Source organism: Litorimonas sp. WD9-15 (assembly GCF_050271975.1).
In the GTDB taxonomy this organism is placed as follows: Bacteria; Pseudomonadota; Alphaproteobacteria; order Caulobacterales; family Maricaulaceae; genus Litorimonas.
In genome coordinates, this window is the sequence record NZ_CP189850.1 from 1,144,147 (window position 1) to 1,162,887 (window position 18,741).

General features: G+C 52.6%; 17 protein-coding genes and 1 tRNA gene. 10 read left to right on the forward strand and 8 right to left on the reverse strand.

Translation table 11 applies throughout. From position 1 onward, the window contains the following. Positions 1-171: 171 nt before the first annotated feature. Genes ACP9M6_RS05400 through ACP9M6_RS05420 form a run of 5 tightly spaced genes read left to right on the forward strand, consistent with a single transcriptional unit; the run spans position 172 to position 5,423 of the window. Positions 172-1,125, forward strand: a complete 954-nt coding sequence (locus ACP9M6_RS05400) for a DUF547 domain-containing protein (protein ID WP_427454196.1) — start codon at positions 172-174, stop codon at positions 1,123-1,125. A 34-nt stretch (positions 1,126-1,159) separates the two neighbouring features. Next, complete coding sequence (locus ACP9M6_RS05405) at positions 1,160-1,912, forward strand: TVP38/TMEM64 family protein (RefSeq protein ID WP_427454198.1); 753 nt, start codon at positions 1,160-1,162, stop codon at positions 1,910-1,912. Between the two features lie 32 nt (positions 1,913-1,944). After that, the gene (locus ACP9M6_RS05410; RefSeq protein WP_427454200.1) at positions 1,945-3,396 is read left to right on the forward strand and encodes a dihydrolipoyl dehydrogenase family protein; all 1,452 of its coding nucleotides are present in this window, start codon (positions 1,945-1,947) and stop codon (positions 3,394-3,396) included. A 33-nt stretch (positions 3,397-3,429) separates the two neighbouring features. Continuing rightward, positions 3,430-4,836 (forward strand): sensor histidine kinase, encoded by a 1,407-nt coding sequence (locus ACP9M6_RS05415; protein ID WP_427454202.1) that lies wholly within the window; start codon positions 3,430-3,432, stop codon positions 4,834-4,836. A gap of 38 nt (positions 4,837-4,874) precedes the next feature. Then, positions 4,875-5,423 (forward strand): DUF421 domain-containing protein, encoded by a 549-nt coding sequence (locus ACP9M6_RS05420; protein ID WP_427454204.1) that lies wholly within the window; start codon positions 4,875-4,877, stop codon positions 5,421-5,423. A 4-nt stretch (positions 5,424-5,427) separates the two neighbouring features. Here the strand turns inward: ACP9M6_RS05420 and ggt are convergent, their stop codons facing one another. Next, on the reverse strand, positions 5,428-7,218 hold the full coding sequence (gene ggt, locus ACP9M6_RS05425) for a gamma-glutamyltransferase (RefSeq protein WP_427454206.1): 1,791 nt from the start codon (positions 7,216-7,218) through the stop codon (positions 5,428-5,430). 180 nt (positions 7,219-7,398) lie between these two features. Next, the gene (locus tag ACP9M6_RS05430; RefSeq protein ID WP_427454208.1) at positions 7,399-9,132 is read right to left on the reverse strand and encodes a hypothetical protein; all 1,734 of its coding nucleotides are present in this window, start codon (positions 9,130-9,132) and stop codon (positions 7,399-7,401) included. Between the two features lie 68 nt (positions 9,133-9,200). Here ACP9M6_RS05430 and ACP9M6_RS05435 point away from each other — a divergent pair, with 68 nt between their 5' ends. Continuing rightward, positions 9,201-10,601, forward strand: a complete 1,401-nt coding sequence (locus tag ACP9M6_RS05435; protein WP_427454210.1) for a sodium/proline symporter — start codon at positions 9,201-9,203, stop codon at positions 10,599-10,601. Here ACP9M6_RS05435 and ACP9M6_RS05440 read toward each other — a convergent pair. Both ACP9M6_RS05440 and ACP9M6_RS05445 read right to left on the reverse strand, forming a co-directional pair. Next, on the reverse strand, positions 10,598-12,067 hold the full coding sequence (locus ACP9M6_RS05440; RefSeq protein WP_427454212.1) for a UdgX family uracil-DNA binding protein: 1,470 nt from the start codon (positions 12,065-12,067) through the stop codon (positions 10,598-10,600). The two genes, ACP9M6_RS05435 and ACP9M6_RS05440, sit on opposite strands and share 4 nt — an antisense overlap. A 12-nt stretch (positions 12,068-12,079) precedes the next feature. Then, on the reverse strand, positions 12,080-13,318 hold the full coding sequence (locus ACP9M6_RS05445; protein WP_427454214.1) for a putative DNA modification/repair radical SAM protein: 1,239 nt from the start codon (positions 13,316-13,318) through the stop codon (positions 12,080-12,082). Between the two features lie 125 nt (positions 13,319-13,443). Here ACP9M6_RS05445 and ACP9M6_RS05450 point away from each other — a divergent pair, with 125 nt between their 5' ends. After that, complete coding sequence (locus ACP9M6_RS05450) at positions 13,444-13,611, forward strand: hypothetical protein (RefSeq protein ID WP_427454216.1); 168 nt, start codon at positions 13,444-13,446, stop codon at positions 13,609-13,611. A gap of 2 nt (positions 13,612-13,613) precedes the next feature. On the opposite strand, the gene ACP9M6_RS05455 is transcribed toward ACP9M6_RS05450, so the two are convergent. The 3 genes from ACP9M6_RS05455 to ACP9M6_RS05465 all read right to left on the reverse strand — a co-directional run bounded on the left by ACP9M6_RS05455 (position 13,614) and on the right by ACP9M6_RS05465 (position 16,296). Further along, on the reverse strand, positions 13,614-14,657 hold the full coding sequence (locus ACP9M6_RS05455) for a PAS domain-containing protein (protein ID WP_427454218.1): 1,044 nt from the start codon (positions 14,655-14,657) through the stop codon (positions 13,614-13,616). Between the two features lie 5 nt (positions 14,658-14,662). Continuing rightward, the gene (locus tag ACP9M6_RS05460) at positions 14,663-15,427 is read right to left on the reverse strand and encodes a Crp/Fnr family transcriptional regulator (protein ID WP_427454219.1); all 765 of its coding nucleotides are present in this window, start codon (positions 15,425-15,427) and stop codon (positions 14,663-14,665) included. 191 nt (positions 15,428-15,618) lie between these two features. Beyond that, positions 15,619-16,296 carry a Crp/Fnr family transcriptional regulator gene (locus ACP9M6_RS05465; protein ID WP_427454221.1) on the reverse strand — a complete coding sequence of 226 codons (678 nt, stop codon included), beginning with the start codon at positions 16,294-16,296 and terminating at the stop codon, positions 15,619-15,621. A 273-nt stretch (positions 16,297-16,569) separates the two neighbouring features. On the opposite strand from ACP9M6_RS05465, the gene ACP9M6_RS05470 reads away from it, so the two are divergent. The 3 genes from ACP9M6_RS05470 (at position 16,570) to ACP9M6_RS05480 (ending at position 18,146) form a co-directional block, all read left to right on the forward strand. Continuing rightward, complete coding sequence (locus ACP9M6_RS05470; RefSeq protein WP_427454223.1) at positions 16,570-17,511, forward strand: P1 family peptidase; 942 nt, start codon at positions 16,570-16,572, stop codon at positions 17,509-17,511. Then, on the forward strand, positions 17,508-18,002 hold the full coding sequence (locus ACP9M6_RS05475; protein WP_427454225.1) for a GNAT family N-acetyltransferase: 495 nt from the start codon (positions 17,508-17,510) through the stop codon (positions 18,000-18,002). Before ACP9M6_RS05470 ends, ACP9M6_RS05475 begins: the two co-directional genes overlap by 4 nt. A 67-nt stretch (positions 18,003-18,069) precedes the next feature. Beyond that, positions 18,070-18,146: transfer RNA gene (locus ACP9M6_RS05480), tRNA-Arg, on the forward strand. 145 nt (positions 18,147-18,291) lie between these two features. On the opposite strand, the gene ACP9M6_RS05485 is transcribed toward ACP9M6_RS05480, so the two are convergent. Beyond that, positions 18,292-18,726 carry a winged helix-turn-helix transcriptional regulator gene (locus ACP9M6_RS05485; protein ID WP_427454226.1) on the reverse strand — a complete coding sequence of 145 codons (435 nt, stop codon included), beginning with the start codon at positions 18,724-18,726 and terminating at the stop codon, positions 18,292-18,294. Positions 18,727-18,741 lie beyond the last annotated feature (15 nt).

Sequence of the window (18,741 nt, forward strand, 5' to 3'; positions counted from 1 at the left end):
AATTACGCGTGATGTCTAAAACTGTCAAGCCGTGTTCTCAGACTCTGACCGACCTCACGCGCGGGTCTCGGGGCAGGCACAAAAACGTGACGATGCGTGAGCAAGGCTTTCAATGACGCCGCCATATTCAGTGTATAGGAGACGGACAAGATTAACATAGGAGATCGCATCATGCGCTCATTCACAGTTTTAACATTGTCCACTGCTTTCATGCCCGTCGTCGCCTTTGCAGGTGCGGATTGTGGCAACCCGCCCCTTAAAACGGCAGAGGCTGTCTATACTATCAAGACTCCCGAACAGGCCGCATCACGTATAGAAGCTCCGGTTGTTGTGGAGACGCAAAACGTTCAAACAGTGGATGTCGTGAAGACAGCCCAAGTGGAAGACGTGAAGATGGTCGAAAAAACTCAAGACAAGATGATGAAAACCGCCGCACCTGTTGCCGCTTACGCTGACTTGCTCAAAAATCGTATTTCGCGCGGTGAGGGCGGTTTGAACTTGTTTGACTATGAAGCCGCGCATAATGCTGGAGAACTGGCGACGGTTACGGCTTACACGGATTACCTTTCGTCTCAGAACCCGGATGCCATGTCAGAGAATGACCAAATTGCATATTGGGCTAATCTTTATAATGCGCTGACCCTGAAGGTCGTGCTGGAGAATTATCCGGTCAAATCCATCCGCAAGATTAAATCTGGTCTTCTGTCCATCGGGCCGTGGGACCGTGATGCGACGGTTGTTAATGGTGAGACATTGACGCTTAATAATATTGAGCATGATATTTTACGGAAGAAATACCCGAACCCATCCTATGTCCATTATATGGTGAATTGCGCCTCTATCGGTTGCCCGAATTTGGCAGATAAACTTTGGACGGGTGCAACACTGGAAACGGATCGTGAGCAAGCGGCTCGTGATTTCATTAATTCCCCGCGCGGCGTGAAAATAAAAGGCGATACGCTGGAAGTCTCGTCCATCTATCAATGGTTCAAGGGAGATTTCGGCGGATCGAAATCTGAGACCCTGAAACATCTTCGCGAATTCGCAGGACCGGACCTCGCCGCCGCCATTGATGCGGGTGCCAAAATTGACGGTCACGATTATAACTGGTCGCTGAACCAGTAAGCCGTCAGAGAAGACTAAGAAGAGAGATACCGACATGTCCGAAACAGACGTCAAACAAGACAAACCGATCTGGATTAAACTCTGGCCGATTTACATTATTCTGGCAGGCCTCGGCCTCGCCATCTCGCAGGGATGGCACACCTATCTGTCGCCGACCTCGCTGGCGGAAAATGCCGTCTATCTGAACACGCTGGTGCAGGAAAACTTCATTCTTGTTCTGCTGGCTTTCATTGTGATCTATATTCTGGCGACGACCTTCATGGTCCCCGCCAGTGCACTGACGATTGGCGGCGGATTCCTGTTTGGCCTCGGTGTCGGTGCGCCCGCGACAGTGATTGGCGCCACGATTGGTGCTTGTATTCTGTTTACAGCGGCGAAGACATCTGTGGGGGAAGCCCTCAAGAGCATTGCGGGTCCTTTTGTTGGCAAGATGGAAGCCGGATTTAATGAAAGCCCGTTGTCCTATCTTTTCACACTTCGGCTCATTCCGATTTTCCCCTTTGCCGTGGTGAATATTGCGCCGGCTATCCTCGGTGCGAAATTCCGTGACTATTTAATTTCCACGCTCTTTGGGATTATTCCGGGCACAGTGGCCTATACGTGGATTGGCGCGGGCCTGCGTGCTATATTACTGGATGCTGCAGAAGCTGGTGAGGCCGTTGATGTCAATTCGCTCGTCGCTTCTTCTGCCAAAAACCTCATTCCCGCCTTTTTCGCCCTCGCCGTCGTGGCGCTGATCCCGGCGATTTACAAAAAATTCTTCAAGAAGAAAGCGGTCGCGGCGTAAGGCCCCGACCTGCACAAGAGAGAGATAATCCGATGAAAGAGTATAATGTTGACCTTTGCGTCATTGGCGCGGGCTCTGCCGGCCTGACGGCAACTTGGGTGGCGTCGAATCTGGGCCGTTCCGTTGTCCTGTTCGAAGGTGAAGAGATGGGCGGCGATTGCCTGAACCATGGGTGTGTTCCGTCAAAAGCGATTTTGAAAGCGGGTAAAGTCGCGCAATCCATGCGGTCCGGTGCAAAATTCGGTATTAACCCCGTTGAACCCGAAGTCGATTGGAGCGCGGTGAAAGCCCATGTGAAAGATGTCATTGAGTCGATCGCACCTGTTGATTCTGTTGAACGGTTTGAAGGGTTTGGCGCGACAGTCATCACAGAACATGCGCATTTTGTTGACGCCAATACGGTTGAATCAAAGACCGCGCGTGTGAAGGCGAAACGCTTTATCGTCGCCGTGGGCAGCCGCGCATCGGCTCCGCCAATTCCCGGTCTCGACACGGTGGATTATATCACGAATGAGACTGTCTTCAGCCTCCCTGAATTCCCGAAACATCTACTCGTCATCGGGTCCGGTCCGATTGGTCTGGAAATGGGTCAAACGTTCAAACGTCTCGGCGCAGAGGTGACCATTATTGATATTGCCAAGCCTCTGGGTCGCAATGAACCGGAACATGCGGAAGTCCTCGTCAAAGCCTTGGAAGATGAAGGGATCACTTTCCATGCGCCGGCCAATACAAAAGAAATTCGCAAGACAGACACAGGCGTTGAAATTGAACTTGAAGACGGAACCGTCATTCAGGGGTCTCATCTCCTCGTCGCTGCAGGCCGTGCGCCAAGTGTGAACGGGTTGGGCCTCGAAGCCGCGGGTATTGAGTATGATCGCGGCGGAATTCACACCGACGATAATCTCCGGACTTCGAATAAGAAGGTCTATGCGGCTGGCGATGTTGTGAAAGGCAGAGGGGGATTAACCCATGCGGCCGGTTTCCACGCCAAGCAGATCACAACGGGTTTCTATTTTATCCCGCCGCTTCCATTCCTGAACAAGAAACTCTCCAAGGCGACAACCAATGTCATGCCTGGTGTGATTTACACGGAACCAGAACTGGCCAATATTGGTCTGACTGAGGCACAAGCGATTGAGAAATATGGCGCGGAGAAGGTGAAGTCCGTCCATTTTGAATTTGACGAAAATGACCGTGCCATCGCGGAGCGTTCAACAGCGGGCGGCGTGAAAATTGTCGCGACGAAGAAAGGCGTGATTCTGGGCGGCTCCGTTGTCGGGATGCAGGCGGGTGAGATTCTTCACATGCTGTCTGTTGCAATGTCCAATGGCGTCAAGATTTCGGGCCTTGCCGGGATCATTTCGCCTTACCCCACACGGTCGGAAGCTGTGAAGCGGGCGGCGGGGAGTTGGTATACGGAAACGCTCTTTGGCGAGAATGCAAAAGCGAAAAAGCTCTCCGCGCTCTGGACGAAGTTCCACTAGGCATCCGCGCCGTAACGGATTACAGCTTCCGCCATGATTGACGGTTTCATATCCAGGCGTCTGTCGTCCAAGCTGCTCTTGTTGACGATTGGGTTCGTCATGCTGGCGGAAATGCTGCTCTTCATTCCGTCAGTCGCGCTGGAGCGTCAGTCTTGGCTGGAAGACCGGGCTCGACAGGCTGGGCTCCTCGCCCAAGCTCTCACGGGTGTGCCGGATTATCAGGCGTCCCAGACCCTGACGGATCAGTTTGTGGCTGATACAGACGTGATGGTCATGGCGGCGAAACGTGACGGGATGACGGAGCTTGTTCTTGGTACGCCCGGTGGAATCACGGGCGAAGTCATCATGATTGACCTGCGCGAGTCTGGAAGATTCCCGTCATTAACTGCGCCTTTCAGTGATTTGTTTAGCGATAAAACGGATTCGCTCCGTGTTATGGCGGCCAGTCCCGTTGACGGGCAGGACGCGATAGAATTAATTATTCCCCGCAATAAATTACGCTGGGCTTTGCGGGATTATGTCCGCAATATATTTTGGCTCTCTGTATTTATTGCCATTATTACGGGCGCCCTGATTTTCTGGGCGATGTCCGCCATGATTATCCGCCCCGTTCAGCAATTGGCGGAAGATATGACGGCCTTTCGCGAGGATCCGGAAAAGCGTCGTGCGCGCCAGGTGCGCTCGAAACGTCATGACGAAATCGGGCAGCTCCAACGAGAATTTACTGACCTCAAACAATCGCTTCGGGCGGCTTTCCGGCAGCGGGAACGGCTGGCGGGGCTGGGTATGTCTGTTGCGAAAATTAACCATGATCTCCGCAATGTTCTAACCTCGGCACTTCTCATCTCGGATCGCCTATCCATGAACCCGGACGAGAAAATGTCCACGATGGGCGAACGTCTAACCCGTACTGTTGAACGCGGGATAAGCTTAACAGAAGACGTCCTGTCCTATTCCAAGGCCGAGACCGCTGACCCGCAAATCCAAGACGTCCGTATCGCTTTCACGATTGGCGAAGCGGCGGCCGATGTCACCGCTCAATTCCCCGGCACGCGGTTTCGGAATACAATCCCGACCGACCTGATGGTGCGCACCGATCCTGATCATGCTTACCGCATTTTCCACAATCTCTTCCGTAATGCCTCCCAAGCGATGGCTGCGACGGAAAGCCCAAATCGTGTATTGAAAGTCGGGGTAGATATAATGAAGGACAGCGTAGACCTTCGCATATCTGATACCGGACCGGGCCTTCCTGACCGCGCCCGTGAGAACCTGTTTCAAGCTTTTTCAGGTGGGCAAGCCCATTCCGCCGGGACAAAGTCGACGGGCCTTGGCCTTTCCATTTCCAAGGAACTCGCGAAGGCACAGGGCGGTGATTTATGTCTTTTATCCTCTGATGAAAACGGAACGACGTTTCAACTGACTCTGCCCAAATCCTAAATGGTGGAACCTTCGGCGTGGCGGGGGCTTTTTCTTTTATGAATATCTATCCTAAACTCCTGCCCGATGAGGCGCTTCCTATCCGTGTTTTGACGGCCTGCCTCCTCATTTACATTCTCATAATTGTTGTGACCCGCTTTGCCGGAAAACGCAGCGTATCAAAGATGAACAGTTTCGATTGGATCGTGACTGTTGCGGTTGGTTCTATTGTCGCCGCCGCCGTCGTCGCTCCGGATGATTTCGGCCCCGCCATTATCGCAGCAACAGCGCTGATCGTGTTCCAATGGTTGCTGACCTATATCAGTACGCATTCCAAAATGTTCCGCAAGACACTCAAGAATAATCCAACGCTCCTCGTCCGGTGTGGAGAGTTGGTCGAGGATGGTATGCAAAAAACCCATGTCGGCGAAGGCGAAATTCTGGCCGCCGCGCGGGGTGCGGGCATTGCTGATATTAAAGAGGTCCGCGCAATGGTTCTGGAAACCGATGGAAGTTTTTCTGTCATCCCAATGTCTGCCGATGATCCCGCAGGCTTTGAGGATTTAACGCTCAAAAATCTTTCCGAGGTCGACAGTCTCGACGACTAATAAGTTACTGTGCTTCCGCTGTCCCCTCACGGCGCGGGTCCGCGCCGCCAATCAGTGTGCCGTCTTCCTGACGATAGATAATATGCAGGCCGGAAATTTCGCCTTTTGAGCGCCGGACTGTATGGCCCATCTCTTCCAGTGCGGAGACGATGTCTTCCTCCATACCGAATTCAACAGCGCCCGCGCCGCGGTCCAACTCGTCCGTTTCGGCGTCTTTCAGGTTCTTGGCTTCCAGACGCAGCGATCCGTTCCGTGCAATAACATTGGGCAGCTCAATCGCCTCTTGCGGGCTTAGACCCCAATCCACCATGCCGACAATGGTTTTCGCCGTGTAAGCGATGATCGAATTGCCGCCCGGCGATCCCGTCGTGAAGAGAAATTCTCCATCCGGCGCGAAGACAATATGCGGCGACATCGAACTGCGCGGGCGTTTTCCGGCGGCGACGGCATTGGCAATCGCGACGCCGTCCTCATCCACGGCATAGGAGGAGAAATCCGTCAGCTCATTATTGAGCATGAATCCACGTACCATCCGTTGAGAGCCAAAGGCGCTTTCGACCGTCGTCGTCATGGAGATGGTCAAACCGTTCTTGTCCACGACGGTGAAATGTGAAGTGCCCGGACTGTCCGGTGTGGCATCTTTCCCGGGTTTAAACCCTACGGGGTCACCTGCCGTGACATTGGTATTGACTGTGTCGACTTTAATTAATTCGGCACGGGATTTCAGGTAATCCTCATCCAACATTTCTGCGACAGGAACCTCAACAAATGCGGGGTCGGCCACGAACTCATCGCGGTCCGCATAGCCGAGAAAGCTGGCTTCGGCGAAGAGGTGCCAGCCCAGCGCGGAATTGCCCGCCTCGGCCATATCGAAATTTTCCAACATGCCGAGAATGGATTGTACTGCGACGCCGCCACTGGCGGGAGGTTGCGCCCCGCAAATGGCATGTCCGCGATAATCTGTGCAGAGTGCTTCGGATTTCTTCGGTTCATAAGCCGCCATATCGGCGAGGGTCAGCGTGCCGGGACGCGGTTCCATCCGAATGGATTTGATAATATCTTCGGCGATTTCGCCTTCCAATAATGCGCGTGGGTTTTCCGCAATCGCTTTTAGGGTTTGCGCATATTCCGGATTATTGCGGACATAGCCTTCTGGAATGGGCGCATCGTCCGGGAAGAAATAGGCATTGGCATTCGCATCATCGCGTAGGATGTAGGGTGCAAGGCGTTTGACTAATCCCGCCATACGCGGACTGACGACAAAGCCCTCTTCCGCCAGTTCAATAGATCCGTCAAATTGCGTACCCCAGTCCATCACGCCGTAATCCTGATGCGCGCGGTGTAGCATGACAACTGCTCCTGGCACACCCGTCGACATGCCCGACCCAACACGGTTGAAATAACCGAGCGGTTTGCCCGTTTCTGGATCGAGGAACATGGTTGGGTCTGCGCCCGCAGGTGCGGTTTCGCGCCCGTCATAGGACCAGACTTTTGCAGTTTTCGGATCATAGATAACCATGAATGCTCCGCCGCCGAGGCCGGAACTTTGCGGCTCCACAAGGCCCAATGTGGCCTGCACCGCAATCGCGGCGTCCACGGCTGACCCGCCTGCGCGCAAGATTTCCAGTCCGGCTTCCGTCGCATAAGGATTTGCAGCCGCCACCATGCCCGTTTTCGGGGTGGGTGTCGTGCTTATCATTACGGCGCTTGCGGATTTTAGGTCTGTGGACGGAGCAGTTTCCGTCGCCACACATGCGGCGAGAAAAATAGTCGAGGCAAGGAGAAGATGTTTCATAACTGTCGTGTAGGGGAGGGACGAGGGCGGGGCAATATCATCGGCGCATGCAGATGGAGTGGATCGACAATGAACCTGTTGGTGCCAAAGGTTGGGGTTATAATTGTAGGGACTACAGAATGTCTCGGACTGATCTCTTGACTTATCCATGATCTTTCTAAGCCGACCGTGGTTCAACCATTAACGCATTTCATAAGGCTCATATCCAACAGGGAGCGAAAGCGGCGTAAAGCCGGATTTCCCTACTTGATCGCCCAAAGCATTATAGGCTTGGAGTTTATCCGCGCAGACAAGATAATCGTCCCGGCAGCGGGAACTGGCGGATAAACTGTTAGTCTTGACAATAAAGACAATGCTGTATGTTTCAAATGCGCGGTAAATGCCTTTATCTGCCGACGTTGTGGCTGTTTCCTCGCTGGGACGAATGTTCTGTGTCGCCTTCGCTTGGCCTTGCGCATTTTGGGTGGCTTGGGCGCTTCGTTCATTGGCTTGCTGTGCTGTCATTTCAGCCAGTTCGGATCGCAATTTCGTCAGCTTCGATTCTCTGGCCTTTATATTTGCGTCTCTAACATCTTTTAATTGTTTGCGCATTTCATCAGCGTCAAATTCTGCGCCCGGAAAGCCTGAGACCGCAGCTTTCATTTGTGCGATTGTGGCTTCGTCATCGCCCGCGCGAAGCTCGTTCAGACGCTCTTCCGCTCTTGCGATATCACGCTGCTTATACTCAATTTTCCTGTCACTGATACCGCCGCTCGACCGGTTTGCACGTTCCGCATTTTTGAGGCGTTTCGCCGTCATTGCACGCGCCTTAGTGTCAAAACGGCCTCGATAATAAGATGTCTTATCGTTCAAAGCGATGCCTGTTTTCTTCTCAGACATATAGATATCAGATGTCAGGAACACGGCGCGGTCAATGGCCTCTGTCTCCGTCAAATTCTGCGAGGCAATGAGCAGCAAGTTTTGGGATGGATTGTGGATCAATAAATCGGATGCCGATTGAAAATCATCTGAGAGGTCTACCCAACCTTTTCCCCAGAGTGCGTTGTCCATCTCGTCACTTTTTGGATCCGTTGAGTCAGGCCGGTTCAGCACATAGCCGCGTGTTGCGCTTTCCGTTTTCGTGTCTTTTACGAAGAGGGGAAACCTATCCCATCCGACGGCTTTGGCTTCAGCTCTGTATTTTTCGAGGCAGGCCGTTTCTTCCGCACGATTTCTCGCGGAGTCGGAAGGTTTGAACTGTCGCAGGGAGACGGGACTCAAGGGTGTCCTGCAGGAAGCCGATTTCTGTTTGACATCAAATTGCGCCGCAATTCGCTCTCGGTCTCCCGGAATTTTATAGCGAATATCATGAATTTTTCGGGATCTTGCTGGAACCGTCAGTCCGAGGTCCAACGTGTCATTGAGCAGACGCAAGTCCACCAATGTGCCTTCATCTCCGATCGACTCTTCCGTGCGCGCGTCCCACATTAAATCAAATGCTGCGACATCGTCTAAGCCTGTGCAGCCCAGATTATATGATCTGCGCTCGTCCCCATATTGCGTCCCTTTACGGGCAACGCCCCAGCCATAATAGACAACTTCTCTTTGATTTCGATAATTCCCAATCGAGAGCGGTGCCATGATGGCGTAATTATAACCATTATCGAGCGCGCGTTGGGCTGCCTCCCGCGTGTAGGTTTTGAACGTTTTTGTACCTTTACCGGAATCGCCATCAAAGTTGAAAATTGCATCCAATCCACCCAATTTATTATTGCTTTCAAACATCGACTTTGAGGCCGTGCAGTTAAATGTTGCCGTGCTGGAACCTGTCTCTTTCAATATATCGCGTAGGTCTGGCGCGGACTGCGCTTGCGCGAGGCCTGCCGTGTTCAGGAAAAGAAGGAGGCTAAGGGCCGAGAGATTGAGTGTCTTCATAGATATAAGATACCGCTTTTTTCGTAAGAGGCTATCAAAATCACAAATGTCATCTTAAGGCAGATTATATGTCTGATACTCTCGTCGTTTTAATTACCCTGATTTCTTATAAAGTCGTCCTGTTGGGTGTTGGATGGTGGGCATCGAAACGGGTGTCTGATGAGTCGGATTATTTCCTCGCGGGTGGCGGTCTGGGGCCTTGGACGGCAGGACTGTCCTATGCCGCGTCGACGAGTTCCGCTTGGGTCCTCTTGGGCTTTACGGGCATGGTTTTTACGCAAGGCGTTGTCGGACTCTGGCTCGTGCCGGGCATTTTTGGCGGCTATCTGATGACATGGCTTGTCATGGGCCCACGCTTGAACGCAGAGACGGCGGCCAAGGGGCATATCACAATTGTTGATTTCATCACGGAAGGTCTTGCCCCGAAGGCCAAACGCGTGACGGGATTGGTCTGCGCGGCGCTCATCCTCTTTTGTTTTGTCTTTTATATTTCCAGTCAGTTTCAAGCGGCGGGCAATGCGCTGGGTGAGGTTTTCGGACTCAGCATCGCGGAAGCTGTCATTATCGGCGCGGTCGTCATCGTGATTTACTGCGCGTTGGGCGGTTTCTGGGCCGCGAGTATTACGGATGCTCTACAAGCGGGCGTGATGATGTTGGCTTGCGTGCTCGTACCCCTGGCGACGGTCATGGCGGCGGGTGGATTTGGGTCTGTTATTGAGACCCTGCATGCCACGCAAGATCATGATTATTTCAGCTTCACCAATGGCGCTGCAGGTATGGCAGGTATTGGTCTGGCCATGGGTTTGCTAGGTACGGGTTTGGGCGCATTGGGGCAGCCGCAACTCCTAAACCGGATTATGGCCGTCCGCTCTGATGGAGAGCGAAAGAAGGCGGCCGCTATCACGATTGGCTGGGGCGTCGTGATCTATTCCGGTCTCATTTGTCTCGCCTTTGCCGCGCGGGCGTTGAATGTCGACACGGGCGGTGAGAGCTTATTTTTTGCGGCGGCGCAACAATTCCTGCCGCCCGTGCTTGCGGGTGTTGTGATTGCGGCCGTTCTCTCTGCAGTTATGTCGACCGTCGATAGCCTGCTTCTCGCGGCTGCGTCGGCCGTCTCGCATGATAGCGGCGTGACCTATGTCAGCCCGAAACGCGCGTTGATGTTCGGGCGCCTTGCTATGGTCGGCGTAGCGGTTTTCGCGGTCATTTTGACACTGGCTCTTCCACAGGAAATTTTCAGCCGTGTGCTTTTTGCCTGGGTTGCGCTGGGCGCTGGGTTCGGTCCCGTGATTCTCGTTAAATGTTTAGGTTGGACATTGCGCGATGGGGCTGTGCTGCTAGCGATTTTAGCCGGATTCACGATAGCAGTCATCGCTTATAACATTGACGGACCTGTCGCCGAGGTCGTGGAAAAATGGGTGAGCTGGTTGGTTGGTCTGATAATTCTTTTCATCGGGAGAGTGCGTTAGGCCGCCTCTTTCGTCAATTCTTCGGCCCGTGAAATATCACGGACGAATTGCGCATACTCCCTGTCCCGTGCGGCGGGGTCGGGCAGGCGGAGTAGGAAACTGGGGTGCACGGTAGGTATAATCGTCTCGCCAAACTCCCCCTCAAAACTGCCCCCCCGTACGGCTTTCAATGTGCCTTTATGGCCCGTCAGGGACAGCAAAGCCGTTTTTCCCATGGCCAGAATGACCTTGGGTTTCACGAATTGCCGTTCCAGCGTCAGCCAAGTGCGGCAGCGCTCAACCTCATCCGCGACAGGATTGCGGTGGAGGCGCATTTTTCCGCGCGGTTCGAATTTGAAATGTTTGACCGCATTGGTCACATAAAGCCCCCCGCGATCCAGCCCTGCTTCATTCAGCGCCCGGTCGAGGAGTTGTCCGGCGGGGCCGATAAAGGGCACGCCCGCAATATCTTCCTGATCGCCGGGTTGTTCCCCGACTAACATGATCCTTGCATCTATAGGGCCTTGTCCGAAAACAGTCTGCGTTGCGCTGCAATGGAGGTCACAATCTGTACAGCGACGGGCCGCGTCCTCGGCGTCTTTCAATGTTGAGATATTGGCGGGCGCAGTTGTCTGGGCATAGACGTCGGGTGCAACTTTACTTGTGCGAATATTTGGCGCGGTTTCAGCCGTCGCCATAAATTGTCGGCTCATGGCTTCGGATTGCTGAATGAGTTGCGGAATCAAGTCCGCCTCTGGCAGGTTCTTCCAATATTTCTTCGGCATTTCTGCCATCATCGCGCCAATCTTCACGCGCGACGGATTAAAGATGGACGCATAATAGGCCTTCCACGCCTCTTCCGTATCATCCGCGTCGGGCGCCATGGATTTATCGACACCGGGGGAGACGGTGATATTTTTACCGTCCCAATGGGTGCAGCCATCGGGCGTGAGGATGGACCAATCCATGCCCGTAAAACGTCGGGCGAAGAAATCAGCGGTATGTTCGACAATCCGGTGATCGGGTTCAAACCAGGCGCAGAAATTTTCCCGCATCATATTTCCAACCAACCGTTCGCCGACTTTTTTAAACCGGACAAAGGCGTGCATTTTGTGGACGTCGCGACGGATATTCTTATCCGCCTCCCGCACCCATAACCCGCTCGTGAAGAGCGGATCATCCAAGGCATAGGGATCGGTCTGTAATCGCAGCAATGTCGCATAGAGGTGATAAAGCCGTTCCGGAGAGCGGTGACAGAGGACCCGTTTGCACATCGCCACCTGGGTCTTTGTAATCCGGACGGGATATTGTGGATGGTCGGTGACTTTGAAGAGGTCGCTATCGCCCGTCGTAGAAAACAGGTCCGTTGCAGTATTACCCACACGCCAACCCAAAGCTTCGCAGGGAATCCGCGCCGCGAGGAGGGGGCGCACGGCATCCCGCCAGCCGTCGAAATCTGTCTCACTGTCGAGGGTGATACACCTCATAGCCCCATATCCCTACAAAAGTGCGAGTTGTTCCGGCTCCGGCGCAAAGACTTGGCGCAGGGCGACGCTGTCGAGCAGACTGCCGGGGTTCCAGTCCGAGGTCTCAATAAAGGCGCGGCACGTCTTAATCGACCGGGCAATCGTTTTCACATCGGCGAGGCGGAGCTTTGTCTGTCGTCGTGCGCGGAGTATCCGGTCAATCGATTTCAGACCCAGCCCAGGCACGCGCAAGAGGCGTTCTTTTGGCGCCGTGTTTATATTCACCGGAAAGCCGGAGCGATTGGCAATGGCCCAGCTGAGTTTGGGATCGATATCCAGGTCGAGCATGCCGTTGCTTTGACCTGAAAAAATCTCGCTCACTTTAAAACCGTAAAAGCGCAGCAGCCAATCCGACTGATAAAGACGATGTTCCCGCATCAGCGGCGGCTTGACGAGGGGCAGGTCTTTCGACGCATCCTGAATGGGCGAGAAGGCGGAATAATAAACGCGCTTCAATTTATAACTGGAATAGAGCGTCGTGGAGGATGTCATAATATCGGCATCCGTGCTGGCATCTGCGCCGACGATCATTTGTGTCGATTGCCCGGCGGGTGAGAATTTCGCAGGGCGGAAACGCGAGCGTTCTTTAATGTCCGGACGGGCATCCTCAATGCCCTGTCGCACATCGGCCATGGCCGTTTTAATGGTCGTGGTTGATTTCTCAGGCGCGTAGGATTGCAGCGCGGCTTCCGTTGGAAGTTCAATATTGATTGAAAGTCGGTCCGCTAAAAGCCCTGCTTGTTTAATGAGGAGTGGGTCAGCTTCAGGGATTGTTTTGAGGTGAATATAGCCTTTGAAGAGATGATCTTCACGCAAACGCCGTGCGATTTCGACCATCTGCTCCATTGTATAATCAGATGACCGGATAATGCCTGAGGAGAGAAATAGCCCCTCAATATAATTCCGCTTGTAGAAATCGAGCGTCAGCGTGACGACTTCTTCGACGGAAAACCGTGCCCGTTCAACATTGGACGACACGCGATTCACGCAATAGCGGCAGTCATAGATGCAGAAATTCGTCATCAGGATTTTGAGCAGGCTGATACAGCGGCCGTCCGGCGCATAAGAATGACAAATCCCCATCCCTTCCGTCGATCCAATCCCACCGGACGTTGCACTATCTTTGCGATTCGTCGCAGAGGAGGCGCAGGACGCATCATATTTTGCGGCATCCGCGAGGATCTTCAGCTTATCAATAAGTGTCTTGGCCATGTGTGAACATAACAAGAACATTTGGCTCCGTAAATATCGAAAACGACGCAGGGCGGAGTTTTGGAACAAGAGCGCGGTCTTTACGTTAAAGTCCGTATGCAATTAAAAATCTGAAAGGAAAATTTATGTCAGACAAGAAAAACACCGAAAACCCAGCTTGGGAAAAAACCCGCGATGCAGCAAATGAGGCGACCACGGCGAGCTCGAAAGCCCTGCAGAATGATGCTTTGACTGATGTTGACTCCGGCGTAGCCGCCAAAACCGACCTGAAAGAGTCCACAGAGGAAGAATAAGGTTAGGGTTTCACACCATTTGCCGTCAGAGGCGAGGTTATTTCAATGACTGTGCCGTGTTTGGAGCTCTCAAAACTGATCTCCCCGCCAGTTAAATCCAGAAGTAAGCGGGTGACGGCTGCGCCGTACCGTCCAATGGCGGGCCAAGGCTCTACGGTCGAAAAACCCGTCCCGTCATCTATGACGGAAAGTGTCAGTGTATCATCGCTTAAGGTCATCAAAACTTCTACAAACCCGGTGTCCCGACCATGAAAAGCATGACGCAATGCGTTTTCCAAAATTTCATTGAGGATCAGGCCAATACGAACTGAATAATCAATGGGTGCGGGCAGGCTTTCCGTTCGGATATTTACCCTGACACCAAAGCGGGCAAAGCGGGCTGCACATATTGAGGTAATATGACTGACATAGGCCCCCAGATCGACCAGTCCATCTTCTGAAAGATGGGACCCCAAATCACGATAAAGCACGTCGAGACTTGAAATTCGTTTCAGGAAGTCGCGTTTCACATCTGATATTGTAACGGTCTCATTGTCATCCGCGAGAGATGAAATGTCCATAATGACATCTAAATGCGACGTAATATGCCGCTGTATAGAGGCGACAAGGTTACGACCCTCATCTTTCGTAATGTCCTGAGAGATGGCCTCATTGATAACGGTTTGAACGCCGACATAAAAGACGAGCCGATCTTGCTTGTCATAGATCGGCGTTAGGATGAGCTCGTTGAGAAAGGGTGTTTTATCCGCGCGGTAATTTGTCAGGACTTCCGTGACCGGTTGACCTTTTTTGAGGGCCTGCCTTATTCTTCGAACAGTTGCGGGATCAGTATCCTCGCCCTGCATAAATCGACAATTTCGTCCGACCGCGAATGAGCGCGCATAGCCAGTTGTCATCTCAAAGGCGCGGTTAACATAGATAATCGGAAGGTCCGGTTCCCGCGCGTCGGAAATGACGACGGACATATTTGTGACATCGAAGAAATGCGAAACGTCAAACGCGCCCAAACTGGGCGCGTCGCCATCAAATGTCATATCGTGACGCATGACGTCTATCCAAATTCACCTTTCGAATGATCGGATGAAAAATTTGCATCGAAATTGCTGCTCGCAATATCGGCAAACCGGTCCGTATAGTCACTTAGCTTCAGTAGCGCGTCCCGGTCCAGGACACGAAAATCATACCGGCCTTGTTTCTCGATAATCCCATTTTTGATCAGTTTTCCGACCTGACGTGAAACATGCACGGAAGAGAGGCCCAGACAATCTGCAACAAAATTTTGCGAGAGCGGGAGGTGTAGAATATCCGTCTCTGTTTCCAGAATAAGATTTTGACGAATGAGCGTATCCGCCAGGAAATAAGCTAATTTCTGGTAAGCCCCCAGACGGGAGACCGCGGTGATCCGGTCCAAAAGCAGCCCGTTATGCACCATGTGCAGCGCGTAAAAAATTGCGTTTAGGCGCGGATTGTCCATGAGGAACTGACGTGCCGCTTTAACGGGAATTTGATACACGACGCCGTCTGACGCCGCAGCAACGCTGGACATTGATGTCCCCCAAGACAGATGTTCTGTCCCGATTACGTCGCCCGCCGTGAAAATTCCGTGAACCTGACGGCTTCCATCGGGTAGAATGGCATAGGAATAAAACCAGCCGGATTTGACAACATATAAATTGGATTGAGGCGCACCATCCGTCAAAAGCGTCTGGTTTTCGTTTAACGTCCGCTCAGTCTGAGTCAGGGACCTATATAGATTGGCCTCAGCCTCGCTCAATTCTGCAAAGATTTCGAGCTTTTTTAAAAATTCACCCGCCATGTTCTACACGCCGTTCTGATCGACGAAGCACAATGCCTCGTGACGATGGCGTTGCTTAAGACCGCCATTTCTAACATCTGCTAATTTGGGAAGGCTATGGAGCCATACAACTGTGGCAGGATAACGCAGGCAGATTTTATTCTTAAACAATATATTCAAATTAGTAATCATAGTTTTAGTCGTAGGCAATCTTAGTCTCTTTTATAACGATTACGATAACTGGCCAGCTCAATCAGTCCGTCTTCGTCCTTAATTGTTATAAGCGTTCTGGACGGTCTTGCAATCAGACCCTCTTGCGTCATCCATGTCAGAGTTCTGGAAATGTGAACCGCTGTTAGGCCGACACAATCTGCGAAAAGGTCCTGCACCATCGGGAGATTGAAGGTGAGGGAGTTCCCGCTCTGTCCGCTATGGAATTTTGACGTGACCCGCACACGATTGGCCATTTCCAATAGAAAATGCGCAACGCGCTCGCGTGGATTCTGACGCGCGATAGATTGCATGCGGTCCATCATGACAATGTGGTTGAGAGAGCTCACAGCGTAGAGATAGCTCGCAAATCGCGGATGCGATCCTAAAATGTTATTTATAGCTGGAATGTCGATCTCGCAAATGCGGCCCGCCGTCAGTGCGCCTGCTGAAAAAGCGTTTTTACTGTGCATCATATCTTCGAAACCGATAAAGTCGCCTTCTTGATAGATATGATAAACCTGCCGCCGGCCATTGGGCAGGAAGGAATAGGCGTAAAACCAGCCTGATGTTACAAGATAAAGACGTTTGCTCATCGCACGATTGTCGATCACGATATCGCCCTTTGAGACCGCCCTTGGCTGCATTGGAATTTTTGCAAAGGGAGCAAGGTCTCCCATTGTGGCAGGTGTAAGACTCGTCAGTTTTCGGAAAACAGCCGTGTCTGGGTCTTGAAGTGTCTGGTTTAGGGATCCGCTCATCATCGTTTCAGGCCTGTCGCCGGAAACGTCAGGCAGACGAATTCAAATGGCGCATCTGAATAACATAACATTTCAGAAGAGGGCTGGCTTTAACACAGGTTGATTGGCTGGAATTTTATACAGGCAGTTTTTTCGGGCCGCATCGTCATAAATCCTTTTGTCAGAGCCCAATTTGCGTCCTAAGCCTGCTCCATGATTGACCTACTCCCTGGATATAAAATCGGACAGGCGCAGGACGCGCGGGTGAAGACCGGCGTTACCATTATCCTGCCCGATAATCCCGCAATTGCCTCGGTGGATGTGCGCGGCGGCGGGCCTGGCACACGCGAAATCTCTGCGCTGCAAGATGGCGGGCTGATTGAACAGGTCCATGCCCTTATGCTCTCGGGTGGCTCGGTCTATGGGTTGGCGGCGGCCGATGGGGCGACGGCATGGCTTGGCGGAAAAGGCATAGGTTATGCGCCCGGTCCCGCCCCCATACCGGTAAGCCCCATTGTACCCTCCGCCATTTTATTCGACAATGCGAATGGGGGCGACAAAGACTGGGGCCAAACCCCGCCTTTTCGCGACCTCGCGATTTCGGCCTGCGAAGCTGCAGAAGCGTCTGCAAATGAAGGCAGCGTTGGAGCCGGGTACGGTGCCACGGCAGGGCTCTATCCCGGCGGTCTGGGGATTGCGACGGAACGGGTCGAGAATATCTCTGTTCAAGCCGTGATTGCGGCCAATCCCGTCGGATCCCCCTTTATGCCTGGCACGAATTGCCCGTGGGCCTGGGTTTATGAACGTGACGGAGAATTCGGGTCCCGCCGCCCGCCAGAGGGTTATAGATGGTCAGACCCCCAAGACACAAAGCTCGCATTCCTAAAGGCGGCAGGGCAGTCCACGGTCATCGGCGCAATCATGACAGATGCGGCCCTCACGCAGAAACAACTCAAACGTTTGGCGATTATGGCGCAGGACGGCATTGCGATGGCCGTACAGCCGGCCCATACGCCATTGGACGGGGATACATTATTTGCGCTGAGTCTTGGCGATAAGTCCTGTGAGCGCCCGATTGACTTGGCAGCGTTAGGCGCTGCTGCGGCACGCGCAGTCGCACGGGCGCTGACGCGTGGGGTTTTACTGGCCCTATGATCGTTGCCTTTTCCTCAGAATATAAAGCGCGTTTTCTACAGCTGAACGCAGAATTTGTGCATTGGCTCTCGCCGCTGGACAATAAGGGATTGGATTATCTTCTCTCTAAAACCAGTTATCAAAAATGCATGATTGATCCTGAAACAGGTCAGTTGCTGGGGGCTTTGTTGGCATATCCCCATGATATCGATTACCCCGATCATGCGAATTTGATATGGCTGCGTCAGAACTTGTCCGAATTTTTCTATATTGACCGTATAGTCATTGCAGCCGAGGCGCAGGGGCAGGGTGTGGGTCACGCGCTTTATCAAGACTTGGCGGTTCACGCTCAATCACAGGGTTATAAAAATTTGGCTTGTGAGGTGAACACGCGTCCCGACAATCCTGGCTCGCACATGTTTCACCAGCGCGCGGGGTTCATAGCCATAGGTAAGCGGAACATACCGGAAAAAAGCAAAGCCGTATGTTACTATGCAAAAGCTATAAATTAGCGGCAAAAAGCGCTTGCGGGCGCGGGCATTTTCCGCTTTAAGGCGCACCTCGTTGAAAGACGACCACGCACTGGTAGCTCAGTTGGATAGAGTACTTGACTACGAATCAAGGGGTCGGGGGTTCGAATCCTCCCCAGTGCGCCATTTCTCTGATATAAAGACTTTGTGGATTATTTGATATGTTGTGCTTCTTTCACAACATAAAATATCTTTGAAAGTGTTTCACTTGAACTTTTTCTTTTATGTTGATTCGACATGTCAGCATTTCGGGCCTATGGCCGGTCATGTCTCAACCGATCTTCTTCTTCTGCAAAATGGTACCGGGTGATGTCTCAGCATCATAGGCTTGGCGGATCGTTTCTATTCTGGCCTTGTTCCGAGCACCCCAATTCATCAGATTCTGCAAGTGCTCGATATAGCTGTCACCCAAAGGGGTGAGGCTATAATCGACTCTTGGCGGCATACCGGGACACGCATCCCGACTGACCAGACCGTCGCGTTCAAGCGTCTTCAAAGTCTTTGCCAGCATCCGTTGAGAGATGTCCGGAATCGCGCCGCGAAGCTCTGAGAAACGGTGAGTTCCGAAGGAGAGGTGGCACAGAATGAGGGATGGCCATTTCTGTCCAATATGACCTAAAACGCCGCGTATCGGGCAAAGGTCCGGTGCGTAGAATATATCCGGCGCTTTGTTGGGTGCGGGATATGATTTCGAAGATCGGGTCATAGATTAAATACTAAG

What these genes read in the sequence shown, in the direction of transcription:
- ACP9M6_RS05465 (WP_427454221.1), bottom strand. Translation starts at nt 16,296, where the DNA reads ATGGGAGACCTTGCTCCCTTTGCAAAAATTCCAATGCAGCCAAGGGCG.
- ACP9M6_RS05415 (WP_427454202.1), top strand. Translation starts at nt 3,430, where the DNA reads ATGATTGACGGTTTCATATCCAGGCGTCTGTCGTCCAAGCTGCTCTTG.
- ACP9M6_RS05410 (WP_427454200.1), top strand. Translation starts at nt 1,945, where the DNA reads ATGAAAGAGTATAATGTTGACCTTTGCGTCATTGGCGCGGGCTCTGCC.
- ggt (WP_427454206.1), bottom strand. Translation starts at nt 7,218, where the DNA reads ATGAAACATCTTCTCCTTGCCTCGACTATTTTTCTCGCCGCATGTGTG.
- ACP9M6_RS05400 (WP_427454196.1), top strand. Translation starts at nt 172, where the DNA reads ATGCGCTCATTCACAGTTTTAACATTGTCCACTGCTTTCATGCCCGTC.
- ACP9M6_RS05430 (WP_427454208.1), bottom strand. Translation starts at nt 9,132, where the DNA reads ATGAAGACACTCAATCTCTCGGCCCTTAGCCTCCTTCTTTTCCTGAAC.
- ACP9M6_RS05485 (WP_427454226.1), bottom strand. Translation starts at nt 18,726, where the DNA reads ATGACCCGATCTTCGAAATCATATCCCGCACCCAACAAAGCGCCGGAT.
- ACP9M6_RS05460 (WP_427454219.1), bottom strand. Translation starts at nt 15,427, where the DNA reads ATGGCGGGTGAATTTTTAAAAAAGCTCGAAATCTTTGCAGAATTGAGC.
- ACP9M6_RS05420 (WP_427454204.1), top strand. Translation starts at nt 4,875, where the DNA reads ATGAATATCTATCCTAAACTCCTGCCCGATGAGGCGCTTCCTATCCGT.
- ACP9M6_RS05450 (WP_427454216.1), top strand. Translation starts at nt 13,444, where the DNA reads ATGTCAGACAAGAAAAACACCGAAAACCCAGCTTGGGAAAAAACCCGC.
- ACP9M6_RS05445 (WP_427454214.1), bottom strand. Translation starts at nt 13,318, where the DNA reads ATGGCCAAGACACTTATTGATAAGCTGAAGATCCTCGCGGATGCCGCA.
- ACP9M6_RS05475 (WP_427454225.1), top strand. Translation starts at nt 17,508, where the DNA reads ATGATCGTTGCCTTTTCCTCAGAATATAAAGCGCGTTTTCTACAGCTG.
- ACP9M6_RS05455 (WP_427454218.1), bottom strand. Translation starts at nt 14,657, where the DNA reads ATGCGTCACGATATGACATTTGATGGCGACGCGCCCAGTTTGGGCGCG.
- ACP9M6_RS05435 (WP_427454210.1), top strand. Translation starts at nt 9,201, where the DNA reads ATGTCTGATACTCTCGTCGTTTTAATTACCCTGATTTCTTATAAAGTC.
- ACP9M6_RS05470 (WP_427454223.1), top strand. Translation starts at nt 16,570, where the DNA reads ATGATTGACCTACTCCCTGGATATAAAATCGGACAGGCGCAGGACGCG.
- ACP9M6_RS05405 (WP_427454198.1), top strand. Translation starts at nt 1,160, where the DNA reads ATGTCCGAAACAGACGTCAAACAAGACAAACCGATCTGGATTAAACTC.
- ACP9M6_RS05440 (WP_427454212.1), bottom strand. Translation starts at nt 12,067, where the DNA reads ATGAGGTGTATCACCCTCGACAGTGAGACAGATTTCGACGGCTGGCGG.